Raw genomic sequence first — 14,465 nt, forward strand, 5'->3', positions numbered from 1 at the left:
CCTTCGAAGTCTTTTCTTTAGCTTTATCTTGCTACTATCGCCTTGATTCTCTTACCATGAACCATCTTTATCCCATTTTCCTCAAAGTCCACGAATTAAACGTCCTCTTGGTCGGTGGTGGAAATGTGGGCACGGAGAAGCTGGAGTTTCTACTCAAGTCCAGCCCCCAGGCTCAGGTGACCGTGGTGGCAAAAGCATTTATTCCTGCCTTCTTGGAGGTGGCGGAAAGAAGTGAGACCGTGACGCTGATCGAGGATGAATATCACGAGAAATACCTAGGCGGAAAGCACATCGTGATCGCCGCCACAGACGACAAAGCCGTCAACCGGCAGATCCGAGACGAAGCCAAGGAGCGCTTCCTCCTAGTGAATGTGGCCGATACACCGGAACTCTGCGACTTTTACCTTGGCGGGATCGTGACCAAGGGAAATCTCAAGATCGCCATCTCCACCAATGGTAAATCGCCCACGACTGCCAAGCGCTTGAGACAGTTGCTGGAAGAAGTTCTCCCCGAAGAAATTGATGACCTACTCGAAAATCTTCACGCCTACCGAGACACACTGAAGGGTGACTTTGAGTACAAGGTCAAGGCTATGAATGAATTGACCGAGGGACTGGTGAAGAAAAGATAGGTCAAGGGACCTCAGCGGACAGGCCGCTATTACTCTGCATTAAAGGCATTGTCAAGATTAGAAGCCCAGCTGCGCAAAATCATAGTTTAGGTTCTGATTGTGTCATTGTTTAACCGCATTATTCGCTTAGTCGGTGATTTGGGTATGAGCAGGCAGATTCAATGCTTCGCCACGATGTTTCGAATTCCGCAGGTTTGACTTTGCCGGCATTTGCTTCAATCCAAACAAAGGTCTGAGAAATCCGACTCTTCGAACCAGCTCGAAAGTTCCAAAACATCCAGCGAGCGTGATCAGCAAGACCAGCAGAAACTGCAACTGAACAGGAATAGCGAGGGGAAATACCCAAACCGAACCCAGATACAAGAAGATCATGTGAAGGATATATACCGGATAGGCCGCCTCGCTGAGATAAGCAAGCGTTCTTCCGGGCTTGTTCAGGTATTTGCTGCCAAAGGCAAAAACCGTCAAAATCCACGCAATGGACTCTGTTGCCAGAAGATATCCTGGGATCAGGCTGCCAAATTGGATAATCCTTAAGACATAAAGAGCCGCGGCTAGTATGAAAAATAGCCAACGTCCTCGCTGGATCATCGTCCAGAATCCCTCTCCTGCCAGCACAAAGCAAAACCCATAAAAGAATGCCAACAGTCCAAGGACGAAGCCATGCATGTTCATTGCATAAAGTTCAAAGGGAACAGGATTGATCACTAACACCTCGGCTACAAATGCGGCAAGGACCACCAATAGACCCCAAGGCTGGCTCATTGCCTTTTTGATCCAAGCGACCACTTTCCCCGAGTCGTTTTTCTTGAGGTAGAAAAAGAAAGGGGAGAGCACCAAGACATAGCAAAAGATATTTCCCAAAAACCAAAGGTGGCCGGGTGACCAGATGTACTGTTGGGTCATCCCATAGAAGTGCCTCCATAGCCACAGGTGAATGGGTACAATGACAAACATCCCAAATACAAAAGGCAATAGTATCCGTTGGGAGCGCTCTTCAATCAGCTGTGCCCAAGTCCTGGTTTGCATGGCGAAGTACATTCCCATGCCAGACACGAAGAAGAGAAGTGGTATCCTCCACACATTCAGCAATGACATCGGGATCCATAGGGCGCTCCACGGCTCATCGGAAGTGATGAAGCCAATCATGCGGCCCCAGGGTTGGACCCCGATGGCCACATGGTAGATGAGCAGTAGACCGATTGCAATTACACGCAACCAATCGATATCGTATCGACGCACATTTTTTATTTGATTTTCCATGTTTTTAAGGCAAAGTTTTTAGAGAAAGATCGGGTTGGACTTTCTTCCGTCTCCGGTAGTCCATCACTCGATTGAAGGGCCCTGTCTGACTCCGTGATTTCAGAACGTCTCGCTGCACTTACCTCAGCATCTCGGCGATCTCTGGACGGATTTTTTCCAAATAGGCATAGTCCAGCTTCAGTCCCATGGGAGCAAGCATATTGCCCATCATGTCATACACTTCCTTTACCTCGGCAAAAGGTGCGGATACGTTGTCCAGTGCAGTTGTTCCGTATTTGTTCTTGATCGACTTGTCAGCACCCTTCGCCAGCAGCAACTGGACGATCTCAGGCCTTCCGAAAAAGGCGGCGGAAATCAATGCAGTGGAACCGTCGTTGTTTTGGAAATTGATGTCAGCACCGGCATCCAAGAGAAGCTTTGTCGCTTCTCGCTTATCAAAAAGCGCTGCCGTGATCAGGGGGCTTGAACCGCCAAAGGGATCTTTTTCATTCAGATCACTTCCCGCGGCAATATGTTGCTTGATCGCGTCCAGATTGTCGGTAAGGATCGCAGTATGTAGATCAACATCGGGGGCACCTTCCCTTTTCTGGGCAGAAGAGTTGCATGATGCAAAGAATACCATACCCAAAACCAGAAGGCAGGCTAACAATTGGGGGTTTAGAATAGCTGTTTTCATGTCTTTATAGTTTGATTTTAATTTGTCACATGGAATCTCGCATTCCTATCAGCACTCCCTCGATTCGGTACGTTCTGGATGCTCGATTTCATGATGAATTTTGATTTGTTTTGATGCTGACAAAGTAAAAACAGCGGCTTGCGCCAGGCTAAACAGTCCTGCTCACAAATGCATAAGTCTTGCTTTGAGCGATATAAACTATGATGCAGGGATATAAAAAATCGCGCAAAACGGCTAAGGAAAGGGGTTGCGAGGTGGTATTTGCAAGCGGTAGAAATGAGCTGAGGCTTCGAGATCTGGCAAGCTCTACAGCCTTAGCGCCGTATAACTTTCCAAGCCGATTTCCAGCTTTTCAATATAGAACATCGAATGATCAACTCTTAATATCGAAGCATGGGACTTCCCTTATACCTCATCCCGCATTTCATATTTTTCTTCTAGTTTTACCTAATGACCACCGCTTCACCTCAGGATAAGGAATTTTTGGATCAGCTGATTGCGAAGATCGATTCGCATCTTGCTGAGGAAGCGTTTGGAGTGGCAGAGCTGGCAGAGGCCATGCATATGAGCCGGTCCAATCTGCTTCGGAAGGTCAAGAAGGTCAGCAATCTCTCCGTCAGTCAGCTCATCAATCAGATTCGTCTAGAGCGGGCCATGCATTTGCTTAGGACGGGTACCTTGAATGTTTCGGAGGTTTCGCATCAAGTGGGATTCAACAGTCCTTCCTATTTTATCAAATGCTTTCGGGAGCACTTTGGCTATCCTCCTGGAGAAGTTGGGAAGCATATTGAAGTAGTTCCGCCACCTTTGGAATTGTCCAAGCCTGAAGCTGCTGTATCCAGCCGCAGGGCTTGGATTATCGGAGCTTTGACGAGCCTTCTGTTCTTGGCATTGGGGTGGTTTCTTTTTGGTGGGCTTATTTTCGAAGAAAATCTTCAGCTCGAAAAGTCCATCGTTGTCCTGCCTTTCAAGAACGACAGCGCCGATTCCACGAATCTCTACCTCATCAATGGCCTGATGGAATCCACTTTGAACAACCTGCAAAAGATCAAAGACTTGAGAGTGCTCAGCCGTACCTCGGCCGAAAAGTACCGAAACAGTGATAAATCCATCCCGGAAATGGCAGAGGAACTCAAGGTCAGCTATCTGGTAGAAGGCAGCGGTCAGAAGATAGACGATCGCATCGTACTGAATATCCAGCTGATCGAAGGGGCTAGTGACCGACACCTTTGGGGTAAGCAGTACAGGCGCGAGGTCAGCGACATCTTTACCCTGCAGCAGGAGATTTCCCAGGATATAGCGAAGGAGATTCAGGCAGTGATCACGCCTGAGGAACAGTCGCGGATAGACAAAGTCCTTACCGAAAATCCCAAAGCTTACGATTCCTTCCTAAAAGGGCTGGATCTGCTAAATAAAGGAGGAGACGAAAATCTGCTACAATCCGTCACTTTCTTTGATCAGGCGATCCAGGAGGACAAAAACTTCGCCTTGGCCTATGCCTGTGCCGGATTCGCCTTTTACTATTACGATTTGTTCAGGGCTGAAAAAGGTCATCTCGACAAACTGGGGGAGTATTCAGACAAGGCTATGCTGTTTGATCCGACTTCAGCAGAAAGTCTCAGGGCAAAAGGCATGTATTACCTCTTGAAAAAAGAGTATGGTCAAGCCCTGCCTTTCTTGGAAAAAGGGCTGGAATACAACCCCAATTCCTCGGAGATCATCGGATTGCTGGCGGACTTCTATGCCAACTACCTGCCCAATACCGGAAAGTATCTGGAATATGCGCTGAAAGGTATGCAGCTGGACGCTGGACCGGCCGATTCGGTGGCAACAAGCTACTTCTACCTTCGCTTGGGAAATGCGCTGGTCCAGGCTGGTTTTGTGGATGAGGCAATGGAATACATCGACAAGTCCCTGGTGTATTTCTCCGGCAACGTTTATTCCCGATATGTGCGAGCTTTTGTCAGTTATGCTCAGACCAAAGATCTGGAGAAGACCAGAGGGATGCTTATCGGGGAATTTGGCAGAGATTCGTCCAGATTTGATATACTCCAAGATATAGGGAAGGTGAGTTACTACCTGCGCGACTACGATTCTGCCTATTTTTACTATGAAAAATTCAACCAAATCCGAAACCAACAAAAGCTGAACGTGTATGTCCACGAGAATCAGATCATCGGACAAGTTTATCAAAGAGTAGGGAAGACCGCCGAAGCGGAAAGGCTTTTTCAGAGCTACAGACAATACATCGAAAAAGACCAAACCATCTACAAAAACCTGGGTTTGGCGATGATGTACGCAAGCGATGGCAAACTAGACTTGGCGCTGGATTATCTACGGCTTTTCGCTGAGGAGGACAATATCCAACTGTGGGTTGTTTTGTTTTTGCCTCAAGACCCCATGGTGGATGAGCTCAAAAAGCGTAGGGAGTTTCGGGAAATTTGGGCCGGAGTGGAAAAAAAGTTCTGGGAAAACAACCGTAAAATCCAAGAACAACTCCAGGCAGAGGGGCTCTGGTAAATTTGGCTTGGTTAAAGGTTGTGGTTTTTTATTTCCCCCAGTTCCCTTATTTTTGGGGCTTCAAAAAAAGGATTACTAATTAAGCATTTATGGCATATTTATTTACCTCAGAGTCAGTGTCTGAGGGTCATCCTGACAAAATTGCTGACCAGATTTCCGATGCGTTGATTGACAATTTTTTGGCCTTCGATCCCAATTCCAAAGTAGCTTGTGAAACTCTCGTGACGACCGGACAGGTGATCCTGGCGGGGGAAGTGAAATCAGACATCTATCTCGACGTGCAGAAGATCGCACGTGATGTGATCAACCGCATTGGGTATACCAAAAGCGAATACATGTTCGAAGGCAACTCCTGCGGAGTACTTTCAGCCATCCACGAGCAGTCTGCCGACATCAACCAAGGCGTGGAGCGCAAGAATCCTGAAGAACAGGGTGCCGGTGATCAGGGGATGATGTTTGGCTACGCGACCAACGAGACGGAGAACTATATGCCATTGGCGTTGGACCTTTCCCACATGATCCTGCGGGAACTTGCCGAGCTGCGAAGGGAAAACCAGGACATTACCTATCTCCGTCCTGACTCCAAGTCCCAGGTGACCATTGAGTACAGCGATGACAACGTTCCTCAGCGCATCGATGCGATCGTGGTTTCCACCCAGCATGACGACTTTGACGAGGAGGAGGCGATGCTGGCCAAGATCAAGGCGGATATCATAGACATCCTGATCCCGCGAGTGAAGGCCAAACTGAAGCCGGGGCTTCAGAAGCTTTTCACCGCCGATATCAACTACCACATCAACCCAACCGGCAAGTTCGTAATCGGTGGCCCCCACGGTGACACCGGTCTGACGGGACGCAAGATCATCGTCGATACCTACGGTGGCAAGGGTGCGCATGGAGGTGGGGCTTTCTCGGGAAAAGATCCCTCGAAGGTTGACCGCTCTGCCGCCTATGCAACACGGCATATCGCCAAAAACATGGTGGCTGCGGGCGTCGCCGACGAGATCCTCGTACAGGTATCCTATGCGATCGGCGTTGCGAAGCCTATGGGTATCTATGTGAATACTTACGGGACATCCAAGGTGGGATTGAGCGACGGTGAGATTGCCAAAAAGGTGGAAGCGATCTTCGACATGCGTCCCTACGCGATCGAGCAAAGACTGAAGCTACGGAATCCCATCTATGAGGAGACAGCGGCCTACGGGCACATGGGAAGAAAAAGCGAAGTCGTGACCAAGACCTTCTACTCCCCTTACCGTGACCAAATTTCCCTAGATGTGGAATTGTTTACATGGGAGAAACTCGATTACGTGAACAAGGTGAAAAGCGAATTTGGACTTTGATCCGACATAGACACTCCAAGGCCCTGGTTACACGACCGGGGCTTTTTTGTTTCGGAATTTTTAGATCTTAGGCAGGGAAATTGCCATTTTTTCAATGTTCTTGGCCATAATTCATTAACTTGAATTTGACCGCCAAATACTCACCGGGATTTCATCCCATGTTTTTAAGCTAAACCAATGTCAAAAACAATTATTGTCTCCAACAGACTCCCTATTTCGCTTCGCCCAAAAAATGGCCATTATGAGTACACTCCTTCAGCTGGAGGATTGGCTACTGGCCTGGGATCCATCTACAAAGAGGGTGAAAATATCTGGATAGGATGGCCAGGAAATGTGGTCGATGAGCCAGAGAAGAGGGCGGAGATCTTCTTGGATCTCCATAAGCACAAGATGGTGCCGGTATTCCTCTCCCAAAAGGACATAGAAGAATTTTACGAAGGCTTCAGCAATGAAACGCTCTGGCCGGCCTTCCACTATTTCACCCAATATATTGCTTATAATCCCGAGCATTGGGAGGCTTACCTCCGGGTCAACGAGTTGTTTTGCGAAACGATCCTGAAAAAAGCCCAGCCAGACGACACGATCTGGATCCATGACTATCAGCTAATGCTCTTGCCAAAAATGCTCAGGGATGCGTTACCTGATGCCACGATAGGGTTTTTTCAGCACATCCCATTTCCGTCTTATGAGATCATTCGAATGATCCCTTGGAGAAAGGAGATACTTGAGGGCGTGTGTGGAGCGGATTTGGTCGGCTTTCATACTTATGACGACATGCGCCACTTTTTGAGCGCAGTCAGCCGTATCATCGGCCTTTCCTCCGAAAGCGGTACGATCCAGGCGGAAAACCGCATTATCAATGTCGATTCTTTTCCCATGGGAATTGACTACGGCAAATTTGAAGACCAAGCCAAAAGCAGCAAAACACAAAGCCTGGTCAAAGAATACCGTCGGCAAGTGGGCGACCAGCAACTGATTATCACCATTGACCGCCTCGATTACTCCAAGGGAATACCACAACGTCTTCAGGCATTTCATGATCTGCTGACAGAGCATCCCGATCTGCATGGTAAAGTATCCATGATCATGATCGTCGTTCCCAGTCGTGACATGGTCCAGTCATATAAGGAACTCAAGGAAGAAATCGACCTACTGGTCGGCAGGATCAATTCCTCGTTTTCGACGCTCAATTGGGTGCCTGTTCACTATTTTTATCGAGGCTTTCCTTTTGAGGAGTTGAGTGCTTTTTACAGCATGTCAGACATCGCCTTGGTCACACCGCTGCGCGATGGGATGAATCTGGTATGCAAGGAATTTGTCGCAAGCAAGATCGACCAGAGGGGAGTTTTGATCCTTTCAGAAATGGCAGGAGCGGCAAAAGAGCTTCGCGAGGCGATTCTCGTGAATCCAAATGACAAGCGTGCCGTGGTTGATGCCATCTATCAAGCCCTGACCATGGAGCCTTCGGAGCAAAAAGTCCGAATCCGCTCGATGCAGGAAAGCCTCCAAAAGTACGATGTGTTCCAATGGGTTAAGGTTTTTATGGATCGCCTTCGTCATGTTAAGGCAAAGCAGGCCGAGTTTACCTCAAAAAATGTCGACCAAAAAGTGATTGAGGAAATAAGCGAGGCTTTTCGGTCAGCCCATGAACCCGTTCTTTTCCTAGACTATGACGGTACGCTTACGGGATTTACATCCAATCCTCAAAACGCCGTTCCAGATCAGGAGCTAAAGGATCTTGTCCGAGACTTAAGCCGGATGGCCCAGGTTGTTATCATTTCCGGAAGGGACAAGGATACGCTCGAAAAGTGGTTTCATGACTTTCCCATAGATCTGATCGCGGAGCACGGGGTGTGGATGAGAAGGAAAGAAAACCAAGATTCTTGGGAGTTGTATGCCGAAGTTGACGACCATTGGAAGCAGGATATCCGCAATGTGATGGAATACTACGTCTTGCGGACTCCAGGTGCATTTATTGAGGAAAAACACCATTCCTTGGTTTGGCACTATAGAAAAGTAGAAAGCGGTTTGGGCGACCTCAGGATGCGGGAATTGTTTAGTCACCTAAAATATATGGCAAGCGGATATAACCTCCAGGTATTGGAAGGGAATATGGTCTTGGAAATCAAACGACCGGATATCAACAAGGGAAGGGCGGCATTGACTCTGCTGAAAGGTCTTGAAAATGACTTCATCCTCGCCATAGGCGATGACTGGACCGACGAAGATACTTTTAAGGCACTTCCCAAGGAGGCTTACACGATCAGAGTGGGATACAGCTATACCCAAGCCACGTACAACATCAAGTCTTTCCGGCAGGTAAGGCAGCTACTAGCTGCCCTGACCAAATAGATGGAATTGCCGGGTTGGGGTCTAGAGAAAATTGGGTTTGTCCAGTTTTCTCCCAATTCGAAACGCTGCATTCATCAGGCCGACATGGGAATAGGCTTGCGGAAAGTTGCCCCATTGGCTCCCAGTGGCCTGATCCACGTCTTCTGAAAACAACTGCAGGTGGTTGCAGTACTTGGTCAGGGTTTCAAAGCCCTCAATGGCTTCGTCGAGTCGGTTGACACAGGCCAGGGCCTCGATGTACCAGAAGGCACAGATGAGGAAGGTCGTCTCCGGTACCCCAAAATCATCCTTGTGCTTGTAGCGGTAAAATAAGTAGTCTTTGGCCAACAGCTCACTTTCCAAGGCTTTAAGATGGTTGTTTGCCCGCTCGATGTCATTGCCAAAATAACCCATGGTGATCAGCTGTAGCGTGCTTGCATCCATGTGGGTGACGCCGATCGCCTGTGCATAGGCCTTACGCTCCGGAAGGTAGCAGGCTTCTATTTTTTTGATGGCGGCATTTTTTAACGCTGTGGCTTTTTGATGCATTTCCTCGTTGTTGAGACGGGCTGCGATCTTGATGGCGGCGGAGGCACCTGCCCAGTGGAACAAAAATGTGTAGCAATGTTCTTGCGCCAAGTTTCTGAATTCCCATAGCCCAGCATCCTTTTCCTCCATCGTCTGTTCTATCTTGTTCAGCAGATTCATGATCATGGGCTCTGAATAGCTCCGCTCTTTCGCCGTAAACCGGTGATCCGAGTACAGCGGCAGCAGGGAGACGAGCACCTGGCCATAGAGATCATTTTGTACGTGGGTGTATGCCAGATTACCAAACCGAACTGGTTTGTTTCCCAAGTAGCCTGCTAGGGTGCTTATTTCTTCGGACAAAAACCAATTGCCCGTGACGGAGTACAGGGGCTGATAGCGATTGTCCTGTACGGTAGGGAGATTTTGGATGTAGTCAAAATACTTTTCCAACTCCTCAAAGTGGCCTATGCTGTTGAAGCATGTCAGCGTATAGTAGCTGTCCCGGATCCAACAGAAGCGGTAGTCCCAGTTGCGGGTGGAGCCTGGAGACTCCGGCAGGGAAGTGGTGGATGCTGCGATGATCGCCCCGGTGTCTTCGTATTGGTGGATTTTTAGGATGAGTGCAGAGCGTAGGACTAGGCGCTGGTGAAAATTGTAGATACTGGTGGACTTGACCCATGAATACCAATAGTCTGCGGTGGCTTGGAGAAATCGCTCGGCTGTCGATTCGATAGGCGCTTCGAGTGGGCGACCATAGGTAAAAACCAAATAAATAGGGCGTTGTAGTACAAAGCTTTTTTCCTCTACGATAAAGCTAAGAGGTGCGTTGGTCGTGAGGCGTATCTCCTGCTCACCGCTCAGAAATTGGATATGGTTGCTACCCTGAGTTCCCTTAAGTTTTTTGCTTCCGCGCTCACTTACAGGCAGGCATTTGATTCGAATCTTGGGGGATCCTGATATAGGCTCGATCTTGCGGATCAACATTAGCGGTCGGTAGTAGCGATCATAATTCTTAAATCTGGGAGCAAAGTCAGTGACCTTGTATCGCTCTTTCCCGCTTTGGATGATCGTTTGGAGTATGTTGGTATTTTCCAGATAGGATTGGCTTGACTCAAACTCTGCGGATTCGGGAAGAATGGTGAATTCTCCGCCTTTTTCCTTGTCCAACATGCCCCCAAACAAAAAGTCGGAATCGAATCTGGGCATGCAAAGCCAGGAAATATTGGTGTTTTTTTGGATGTGGGCGATAAAGGAGCAATTCCCGATCAAGCCGGAATCATACAAGTGCTTTTCCATCTAACAAGGGATTTGGTGAAAAAAACTAAGCAACAGCGGTTGCTATCAATTAAGTAAATGCCTGAATACAATCAAAAGAACTGACCCCAGAACTTCCAAAATCAGACCAAATAATAAATACAGGCAATTACCTAGCCATCATGATCCAACCATTCGGATCCACCAACGGAGGAATTGTGCTATTTACTTGGGTTGGTTTCGGACCGAGGTTCATCTTCACCAGTCCATCTGAAGTCTCGATTTCCACAGGCATGGAGAAGTCAATTCCTTGAAGGGAAATGGCGTAACTCGACTTTCCCTTTTTCGCCACCTTCAGCTTCGGCAATTCGGTGGTGTATAGATATAACCCAAAAAAGCCTTCCAGGTTTTGTCCCGTGTAAGTTTGGACAAAGTCGGTGAAGTCCTTGGTGCTGACTTTGTTTTGGTAGGTGAATCGCTCGTCATTCGCGAAAGCCTTGATCATGGGGAAAAAGACCTCGTCACCCAAAATCCCGCGGAGAGAGTGGATGACCATGGCTCCTTTGGAGTAGATTTCCCCATGGTAGGATTCGCCTTCAGTAGAATTGGGGGCGCTCACCACGGGCTTGGCGTGGAGGATATACTTGTAGTTACCTTTCACTTTGGCAAAGTAGGCATCAGGCCCGCCATGCTCCCAATAAAACAGGAAATCCCCATAAGCGGTCAAGCCCTCGTGAATCCACATGTCGGCAAAGTCCGCGACTGAGATCTTGTTGCCAAACCACTCATGGCCGAGCTCATGGTGCAGCAGCCAGTCGTATTGGGTGTCTCCCATCGGGACAAACTGAAAATTGTTGCCATAGGCGTTGATCGTCTGGTGCTCCATGCCAAGGTATGGCGTCTCCACGACGGATATTTTGTCTTTCGGAAAAGGGAAGGCTCCAAAATACTTCTCATGCGTCTCCGTACTCACTTTCAGCAGCTCAAGTAGCTCGGCAGCTTTTGCGCGGTTTTCCTGCAGCACCCAGACGTGCATGGGCACTATCTCTCCGGACACGGATTGGAACTCCAGACTTTCCTCGGTAAATATCCCCATCGTGAAGTTGATGTTATACACGTTGATAGGGTAGTCTGTCGCCCAGTGATAGCTGATCTTATCTTCCGTTTCGGTGGTCTCTAGCAGGTGGCCATTGGAAGCGACGAAATAGGGCTTCGGGGCGGTGAGCAGCAGGTCGACCCCTTCGCTAGGTTCACTGGAAGGATGATCCAGCCCCGGCATGAAAATCTGTGATCCCTCACCCTGCGAAGACAGCCCCATCCAGTGATTGTCCAATTGGTCCTTTTCCCAAGTAAAGCCCCCTTCCCAAGGTGGGTTGGGCGCGATGGGGGTTTTTCCGCCATAGAAAACCTGTACCTGATCGCAGGTACAATCGATGGGGATAATGTCGAGCAGGTCATTTTGGTGCTGAAACTCCACATCTTTTCCCCCCATTGTGACCCTTTCTACCTGATAGCCATCGATCAGGTTTAATCGCAGTGTGTCTAGTTTTTCTTCGGAGGAAAAGGTGATGATGTTCGATCCGAGGATACTTTGGGTTTCTGGGAAAAATTCAATCTCTAGTTTGTAATGGCGAATATTGAGCTTCTTTTGAAGGGGATCCACTGGGCCGCCCCAATCCCAATCCTGTCCAAATGAAACTTGGGTGAGAAGGACTAAAAAGAAGACGATGGCAGTATTTTTCATGGTAAAAGTAAATCTTGAGTCTAAGGTAATCGGTAGAGGATTTCTTTCAGAGGTACTCCGAATTCTTCCGAATGTTTTTCGGACACCTTTCTAAAGCCATAGCTTTCGTAGAGATGCACCGCCGGGTCGAGTCCACTCGTCGTGTAGAGATAGGCACCGGCATAGGATCTCTGCCTGAAATACGCCATCCATTCGTTCATCAGCCGTCTGCCCAAGCCAGTGCCGCGGTGTTCTTTTTCGAGAATAAAATAGCGCAACTGGGCTTGGTTTTCCGGACGATGCATAAGCAGCAGAAACCCGATCATTTTCGCCCCACTTTCCACCACCCACACTCGGTCTTTTTCCGGATCATATTGACGGTAAAACTCAAGCAAGCTTTCCATGACATAGGCTTCAAACCCTTGCCCAAATCCGTGCTCTGCAGCGTAGATCTTGCCGTGAAGATATGCTACCTGCCCAAGGTCGCCGGGCAACAAGGTATTTCGGATAGAAAGCGTAGACATGTCAGAAGTTTACATTAGGTACAAAATCAAAACCGCCCGAAGATCTCCGGGCGGTGCTTGTTTAGTCTTCTGCAAAGTTGAAGGCATCGACCTGTTCTTTGACCCAATCCTGGTATTTCCCTTTTCGGTACTCTACCCATTCGCTTTTGTATTTGGACCCGTCGATCAAAAATTTGAACCCGGTAGCGGCCTTTGGCTTGCTGAGCGCATTGACCAAGTCCTCGGCGAGGTTTCGCTCCTTTACCTTTCGGTCGATGAAATCCTGCATCATCTGGTGCTCTTGGGCTGGTTCCATTCTCGTGAATTCCGCAAAATTGTCCGGATCTTCATCAATTTCGTCCAATATGTCCTCCTCTTCGGGAGTCAGATCGTAATTGAAATAGTCTTCGTCATCAGGCATTTGATGGATCTTCTTCTTGTCGATTTGGTAGAAGCAGATCATTCCTTTGAGTAACTGGGCAGCAATATTGTCTACCTCTTTTTCAGTAAGCGAAAGCATGTATTGGTGTCAAGATTTATCTAAAAAAACGAAAGGTAAAATTTCGGCAAATTGTTTCAAACATAGCAATCCCAAGGCCAAAAAATAGCCTTATATCTGTCGATTTATGATTTTTTGTAAAAGCGCCGTATCTAGCTCATGCCCACTGGGGTAGTATAGCCTCCGAATCGGTTTTCCAAGGCTTGCGATCAGCTCCTCCTGCTTTACAATATTGTCTTGGCTGATGATGTCGTCTTTCTCCCCAAGTGCAAGGATTAACCTCGTCCCGGAAAAGGCATCCCGTGCAATCTCCAGGTTCAAGTCCAGCGCAAATCCACCCGCCCAAAGCACCAGCGTGCTTATTTTCCCTTCCCAACGGCTTGCCCAACGAGTGGCGGTAGCGGCGCCTTGGGAGAATCCCAAAACGTGGACAGTCGGCTGTTTAGGATAATTTTTTAGGATAGTGTCCATCAGCCCATCCAGAAGTCGGTGGTTGTTGGCAATGGCCGTTTCACGTTCGTGTTTGGTCATCCAGTTTGCTCCGACCCTGCCTTGGAATCCCTCCAAATAGTTATAGTTGGTTCCTTCTGGGGCTATGAAAAGTCTCTCCAGTGTCGAAAATGGCTTGAACTTCCGGACAAAAAACTCCGCCAATTGACCGTATCCGTGCAAGACAAGCCAGATTTCATCCTCTTGGTAGCTAGGCTCTTGGGATAGGTGGTAGTGTGCTTCGTACTCAAATCGGATGGTTTGTTTCACGGGTGTGAGACTTTTTTTGGAATAGCCGAAGATAGTTTGTTTGATCTTCGATAGTGGCAGCCTAGCCCATGCAGGTTACTTGTGCTTTTTCAGGTTTGAAGCAATGACGAGGTAGGGTACACCGATGAAAATGGCTGCGAAAAATAGTGTATGCTGCAGGGAACCATCCCCCGTGATTTTGGCTGCAAGGTAGCCGATTAGGATGAGGGCAGCCATTCCAAACATTCCATTTCGGAAGACTTTGGCAACCGCTTCCACGTTAAATTGTCCTTTTTCGGAAGAGGACATCGTGTTATATCCGGCTATCAGAAAGTACATCTTTCCATATTTTACAAGAGCTCCCAAAACGAGAAAGAAAATGGCGATTCCGATCATGGCTTTTTGGTTTAAGGCACCGAGATTGAAAATGTACTTGTCCTAAATGTAATGAAATA

The 14,465-nt window shown here is 48.2% G+C and carries 12 protein-coding genes; 4 read left to right on the plus strand and 8 right to left on the minus strand.

Annotation, left to right across the window (positions count from 1 at the left end; genetic code table 11):
• Nucleotides 1-56: 56 nt before the first annotated feature.
• The gene (locus tag J0A67_RS17915; RefSeq protein ID WP_206570771.1) at nt 57-632 is read left to right on the plus strand and encodes a precorrin-2 dehydrogenase/sirohydrochlorin ferrochelatase family protein; all 576 of its coding nucleotides are present in this window, start codon (nt 57-59) and stop codon (nt 630-632) included.
• A gap of 126 nt (nt 633-758) precedes the next feature.
• On the opposite strand, the gene J0A67_RS17920 is transcribed toward J0A67_RS17915, so the two are convergent.
• Both J0A67_RS17920 and J0A67_RS17925 read right to left on the minus strand, forming a co-directional pair.
• A complete protein-coding gene (locus J0A67_RS17920; RefSeq protein WP_241265247.1) occupies nt 759-1,895 on the minus strand; it encodes an acyltransferase family protein in 1,137 nt (378 codons plus the stop codon).
• 118 nt (nt 1,896-2,013) lie between these two features.
• The gene (locus tag J0A67_RS17925) at nt 2,014-2,571 is read right to left on the minus strand and encodes an ankyrin repeat domain-containing protein (RefSeq protein WP_206570772.1); all 558 of its coding nucleotides are present in this window, start codon (nt 2,569-2,571) and stop codon (nt 2,014-2,016) included.
• Between the two features lie 450 nt (nt 2,572-3,021).
• Here J0A67_RS17925 and J0A67_RS17930 point away from each other — a divergent pair, with 450 nt between their 5' ends.
• The 3 genes from J0A67_RS17930 to J0A67_RS17940 all read left to right on the plus strand — a co-directional run bounded on the left by J0A67_RS17930 (nt 3,022) and on the right by J0A67_RS17940 (nt 8,786).
• Nucleotides 3,022-5,091, plus strand: coding sequence for a helix-turn-helix domain-containing protein (locus J0A67_RS17930; protein ID WP_206570773.1), 2,070 nt, complete (start codon nt 3,022-3,024; stop codon nt 5,089-5,091).
• Between the two features lie 89 nt (nt 5,092-5,180).
• Nucleotides 5,181-6,434: a methionine adenosyltransferase gene (gene metK, locus J0A67_RS17935; RefSeq protein ID WP_206570774.1), complete on the plus strand. Its 1,254-nt coding sequence runs from the start codon at nt 5,181-5,183 to the stop codon at nt 6,432-6,434.
• 177 nt (nt 6,435-6,611) lie between these two features.
• Nucleotides 6,612-8,786 (plus strand): bifunctional alpha,alpha-trehalose-phosphate synthase (UDP-forming)/trehalose-phosphatase, encoded by a 2,175-nt coding sequence (locus J0A67_RS17940; protein WP_206570775.1) that lies wholly within the window; start codon nt 6,612-6,614, stop codon nt 8,784-8,786.
• Nucleotides 8,787-8,807: 21 nt separating this feature from the next.
• Here the strand turns inward: J0A67_RS17940 and J0A67_RS17945 are convergent, their stop codons facing one another.
• The 6 genes from J0A67_RS17945 to J0A67_RS17970 all read right to left on the minus strand — a co-directional run bounded on the left by J0A67_RS17945 (nt 8,808) and on the right by J0A67_RS17970 (nt 14,406).
• A complete protein-coding gene (locus tag J0A67_RS17945; protein WP_206570776.1) occupies nt 8,808-10,589 on the minus strand; it encodes a glycoside hydrolase family 15 protein in 1,782 nt (593 codons plus the stop codon).
• A gap of 127 nt (nt 10,590-10,716) precedes the next feature.
• Entirely contained in the window at nt 10,717-12,291 is a 1,575-nt protein-coding gene (locus tag J0A67_RS17950; RefSeq protein ID WP_206570777.1) for a M1 family metallopeptidase, read from the minus strand.
• 20 nt (nt 12,292-12,311) lie between these two features.
• The gene (locus J0A67_RS17955; protein ID WP_206570778.1) at nt 12,312-12,794 is read right to left on the minus strand and encodes a GNAT family N-acetyltransferase; all 483 of its coding nucleotides are present in this window, start codon (nt 12,792-12,794) and stop codon (nt 12,312-12,314) included.
• Nucleotides 12,795-12,855: 61 nt separating this feature from the next.
• A complete protein-coding gene (locus tag J0A67_RS17960; RefSeq protein ID WP_206570779.1) occupies nt 12,856-13,293 on the minus strand; it encodes a UPF0158 family protein in 438 nt (145 codons plus the stop codon).
• Between the two features lie 90 nt (nt 13,294-13,383).
• Nucleotides 13,384-14,031: an alpha/beta hydrolase gene (locus J0A67_RS17965; RefSeq protein ID WP_206570780.1), complete on the minus strand. Its 648-nt coding sequence runs from the start codon at nt 14,029-14,031 to the stop codon at nt 13,384-13,386.
• A gap of 75 nt (nt 14,032-14,106) precedes the next feature.
• Nucleotides 14,107-14,406: a DUF3784 domain-containing protein gene (locus J0A67_RS17970; protein WP_206570781.1), complete on the minus strand. Its 300-nt coding sequence runs from the start codon at nt 14,404-14,406 to the stop codon at nt 14,107-14,109.
• Nucleotides 14,407-14,465: the final 59 nt, after the last annotated feature.

The sequence above is a fragment of the Algoriphagus aestuariicola genome (assembly GCF_017254835.1).
Taxonomy (GTDB): Bacteria; Bacteroidota; Bacteroidia; order Cytophagales; family Cyclobacteriaceae; genus Algoriphagus; species Algoriphagus aestuariicola.